The 4,352-nt window shown below is 59.4% G+C and carries 4 protein-coding genes; 1 reads left to right on the forward strand and 3 read right to left on the reverse strand.

The window, feature by feature from the left end; genetic code table 11:
* The first annotated feature begins 79 nt into the window (after window positions 1-79).
* A complete protein-coding gene (locus tag F8I07_RS00150; RefSeq protein ID WP_292654154.1) occupies window positions 80-820 on the forward strand; it encodes an NAD-dependent deacylase in 741 nt (246 codons plus the stop codon).
* A gap of 337 nt (window positions 821-1,157) precedes the next feature.
* Here F8I07_RS00150 and F8I07_RS00155 read toward each other — a convergent pair whose 3' ends face one another.
* The 3 genes from F8I07_RS00155 to F8I07_RS00165 form a co-directional block, all read right to left on the reverse strand.
* Entirely contained in the window at window positions 1,158-1,823 is a 666-nt protein-coding gene (locus F8I07_RS00155) for an alpha/beta hydrolase (RefSeq protein WP_292654157.1), read from the reverse strand.
* Between the two features lie 185 nt (window positions 1,824-2,008).
* Complete coding sequence (locus F8I07_RS00160; RefSeq protein WP_292654161.1) at window positions 2,009-3,268, reverse strand: MgtC/SapB family protein; 1,260 nt, start codon at window positions 3,266-3,268, stop codon at window positions 2,009-2,011.
* 1 nt (window position 3,269) lies between these two features.
* Window positions 3,270-4,352, reverse strand: a 1,083-nt coding sequence (locus F8I07_RS00165; protein WP_292654166.1) for an HAD-IC family P-type ATPase, incomplete at its 5' end; no start/stop codon positions are given.

Below are 4,352 nucleotides of genomic sequence, written 5' to 3' on the forward strand. Positions count from 1 at the left end.
CTGTTCGCAAGCCTCCTAACCGCCGGAGTGCTTATGTGGGGGATCCACCTCCTCGCCATCCGATATCTGGGAGTCTGAGATGAACGACTACGACACCGCCGCCCGCTGGATCGCCGTGAGCCGAAAGGCCGCCGCCTTCACCGGAGCCGGGATCTCCGTGGAGAGCGGGATCCCCACCTTCCGTGGCCCCGAGGGGCTCTGGAGCCGTTACGATCCCAAAGTGCTGGATCTGGGGTATTTCTACGAGCATCCCAAAGAGTGCTGGGAAGTCATCAAAGAGATCTTTTACGACTACATGGGAGCCAAGGCCCGCCCCAACGCCGCCCACAGACTCCTGGCCGAGCTGGAGAAACGGGGGAAACTCCAAGGCGTCATCACCCAAAACATCGACAACCTTCATCAGGAGGCGGGCAGCCGCAACGTCGTGGAGTTCCACGGCACCGCCCAGACCCTGCTCTGCACCGAGTGTGGCGATCGAACACCCTTTACAGAGCACGATCTCTCTCAGCTGCCGCCGCGTTGCAAAAAGTGCGGCGGCCTGCTCAAACCCGATTTCATCTTCTTCGGCGAAGGGATCCCGCCCCAGGCCTACCGGGACTCCATGGCTCTGGCCGAAGAGGCCGATCTGCTCCTGGTCATCGGTACCACCGGCGAAGTGATGCCCGCGTCCATGATCCCCTTCGAAGCCAAGCAGGCCAGGGTCATCGAGATCAACGTCGAACCCTCCGCCAACACCGAACACCGTACCGATCTCTTTTTGCAGGCCAAGGCGACCGAAGCGGCCAAGGAGCTGGCGGAGCGGTTGGGGATCGAGTTGTAGTATTGAACCCTCTGAAAAATGTCCACGAGAGGTTTCACTCGATGGCGACAAAGGAGCGCTTAAGCCGTAAAACGGGCGCTTGCGTTCGCGACTGCCAGAGCTATCGAGTGAAACCGGTTGTTTTTCAGAGTACTCTATTTGTCATTGGTATATTGGGAGGTGCTAACTCAGAGGTTCCGAAATACCGTCATTCCGGGCTCGACCCGGAATCCACACCCTCAAACTGCCGATAAAGCCCTGGATCCTGAAACAAGTTCAGGATGACAAAACTCTTTTTTACTTAAAAAAAGAAGAGCGTTGCACCGCAACGTAATCCAAAATCCTCCATTCTCCATTCTCAATTCTCAATCCCCCCCAGGTATTTCACAAACCAATCCCGCGCCAGCTCGGCCACCCTTTCCAGCGTTCCCGGCTCTTCGAAAAGATGGGTCGCCCCGGGGACGATTTCGAAGGCTTTTTCGCAGCGCAGAGCCCGGTAGGCCGCTTCGTTGAGTTCGATGACGCCGTAGTCGTTGCCTCCGACGATGATCAGGGTCGGGGCCGTCACCCGGTCCAAGACATCTGCCGCCATGTCGGGACGGCCGCCTCGGGAGACGATGGCCCGGATGGGGACCGGTGACGCCACCGAAGCTTTGAGCGCCGCCGCCGAACCGGTGCTGGCACCGAAGTAGCCCATCGCCAGAAATTTCAGTGCGGGCTGGAGGCTCACCCATCGGGTCGCCAGCAGCAGTCGGGAGGCCAGAAGGTCGATATCGAAGACATTGCGCCGATCCTGCGCCTCGGGCTCCATCAGCAGATCGAAAAGCAGCGTCGCAATCCCTGCCTCGTGCAGTACCGAAGCGACATAGTTGTTGCGCCGGCTCAGACGACTGCTGCCGCTGCCGTGGGCAAATAGCACGATCCCTTTGGCCCCCTCCGGAACCGCCAGACGCCCCGGCAGAATAACCCCGTCATAACGGATGAGAATCTCATCCTGACCCTGCATAAACTCTTCAAGATTCATCGGTTCCTCCTTTTTCTACAGGTAAAACGTGGGATGGCAATCCCACGCTACGCGACTGTCGAATTTGTTATTGGTATATTGGTATATTGGGAGCTTTTAGGCATTGCTAAAGATCCCCCCAATACCATCATTCAAAAGAAGAGCGTTGCATCGCAACGCAATCCAAAATTCTCCATCCTCCATCCTCAATTCTCCATTAAAAGAAGCCCTGCCCCCATCATGCCCAGTGTCACCAGAAAAAAGAGGGTCAGCCTCCAGCCCAGCTTCACACCCCCCAGCCAATAGACGATTCCCAGCTTCACGATGGAGTTGGTCACCGAGGCGATGACAATCCCGTTCATAGCCGCCGTCTCCACCAGTTTGCCGTCTTTGGACATTTCGCTGAGGGAGAGGGTAATCGCATCCACGTCGGTGAGTCCGGAGAAGAGCGCCACCAGATAGACCCCCAGGTTGCCGTAGCGGGTCTGGACCAAAGCGATGGCACCGTAGATGATCCCAAAGAGGATGCCGAATTTGATCGCCTCGCTCAGTTGGAGAGGGTTTTTGGTGATGGCGCTGTTTTCCAGGTTGATCTCGGCCGCTTTGGCATGGCGGTAGAACCACCAGCTATACAGTAGTCCGCTGCCCGCCGCCCCCAGATAGGCCGGTGCGAGTTTCCAGGCCAGCTCGGGATGAATGACGAAGGCTTCGAAGAGCACCCGCAGGTACATGAAGGTGCAGGCGATGGCGATCCCGCCGGCATAGTTGTTGATCAACTCGTACTGCTTCTGAAACATCTGCGACAGGGAGATGGAGACCGCGGTGGAGGAGATCAGCCCCCCGGCCGCTCCGGTGAGGAAGACCCCGTGCTTCTGCCCCAGGACCTTGATGGCCACATAACCGACGAAGGAGATGGCGGCGATGATCACCGCCATCATCCAGGTTTTGTAGGGGTTAAACAGATGCCAGGGGCCGATCATTTTGTCCGGAAGGATCGGCAGGATCACGAAGCTCATGGCCAGCAGCAGGATCACCGCATTGACATCGGTGGGACCGATGTGGCGCTCCAGGGCCTGGAGCCTGGGCTTGATCTCCAGCAGAATGATCACCAGCACCCCGATAAAGACGGCCCAAAGGATCTCCCCCCGATAGGCCAGAACCCCCAGCAGGTAGGTTACCAACGCCGCGACCTGGGTCGTCATCCCCCAACGCTGCGTCTTGCTGACCTTGAGATAGTAGGCGGCCAGAAGCAGAAGACCCAGCACCGCGGTAACGACAAGGACTGTCCCCGTATAGAGTTTATCCAGCCATGCAGCCAGAAAACCGCTCAGGGAGATGAGAGCGAAGGTTCGGCTGCCTCCGAAGGTGTGCTCACCGGAACGCATATAGGTCAGCGTCCGCTGCATCCCGATGGCAAAACCGAGCATCAGGACAATCGCCAACGATTGGATCAGACTGTAGTCCATCTTACACTCCCCGTTTTTTCATCACCCACCATTCGAACCATTTGTACAATTCTACCACTACAAAGAGCGGCACGGCCACGGCGAAGATCATCCCCCAATCCTCGAGCCGCAGGGGAACGGTGTGGAGCGCTTTTTGCAGGAACGGTACATAGACCGCCGCCACCTGCAGCCCTACCGTCACCGTCCAGGCCCCGAGCACCCAGGGGTTGGAGAAAAAGCCGATCACCGGCATGGGGGCCCGGAGACTCCGGTAGTTGAAGACGTTCATCTTCTCCAGAATGATGATGCCGGTGAAGGCCACCGTCTGGGCCAGGGCCACCGCCTGGGTCTGGGGCAGCCCCGACGCGAGATAGTGGTGGAAGAGCCAGAGGGTTCCACCCCCGATCCAGCTTCCCAGCAGGATGATCATGATGATCCCCCGAAGCTGGAGGAAAGGAGCGTTGACCGAACGGGGCGGGCGCTCCATGATCCCCTTCTCCGCCGGTTCGAGCCCCAGGGCCACCGCCGTCATCCCGTCAGTCACCAGGTTCATCCACAGGATCTGCACCGGCAGCAGGATCAACGGTCCCCCCAGTAGAATGTTGACGAAGATGGCGATCACCTCCCCGGTATTGGAGGAGAGGAGATAGGTGACGAACTTTTTGATGTTGTCGTACTGACGCCGCCCTTCCCGCACCGCACCGATGATGGAGGCGAAATTGTCATCCAGGAGAATCATGTCGGCGGCCCCTTTGGCCACGTCGGTCCCCCGCAATCCCATGGCGATGCCGATATCGGCCCGTTTCAGCGCCGGGGCGTCGTTGACCCCGTCTCCGGTCATGGCGGTCACAAGCCCTTCATCCTGCAGGGCCTTGACGATCCGCAGCTTGTCCCTCGGGGTGGTCCGGGCGAAGATCACCCCCTCCTTGAGCGCGGTGCGGAGCGCTTCGTCGTCCATCCCCGCCAGCTCGTTTCCGGTGACGGCCCGGGGCGCGTCGAGCCCCACCTGCCGGGCGATGGCCAGGGCGGTCAGGGGGGCGTCGCCGGTGATCATGATCACCCGGATTCCGGCCCGGCGGGCCGTGGCGATCGCTTCGGGGACTTC

The organism is Nitratifractor sp. (assembly GCF_015487065.1).
Classification (GTDB): domain Bacteria; phylum Campylobacterota; class Campylobacteria; order Campylobacterales; family Sulfurovaceae; genus Nitratifractor.

Excerpts from the sequence above, each read along its gene's own strand:
- F8I07_RS00150 (WP_292654154.1), top strand. The coding sequence starts at position 80 with ATGAACGACTACGACACCGCCGCCCGCTGGATCGCCGTGAGCCGAAAG.
- F8I07_RS00155 (WP_292654157.1), bottom strand. The coding sequence starts at position 1,823 with ATGAATCTTGAAGAGTTTATGCAGGGTCAGGATGAGATTCTCATCCGT.
- F8I07_RS00160 (WP_292654161.1), bottom strand. The coding sequence starts at position 3,268 with ATGGACTACAGTCTGATCCAATCGTTGGCGATTGTCCTGATGCTCGGT.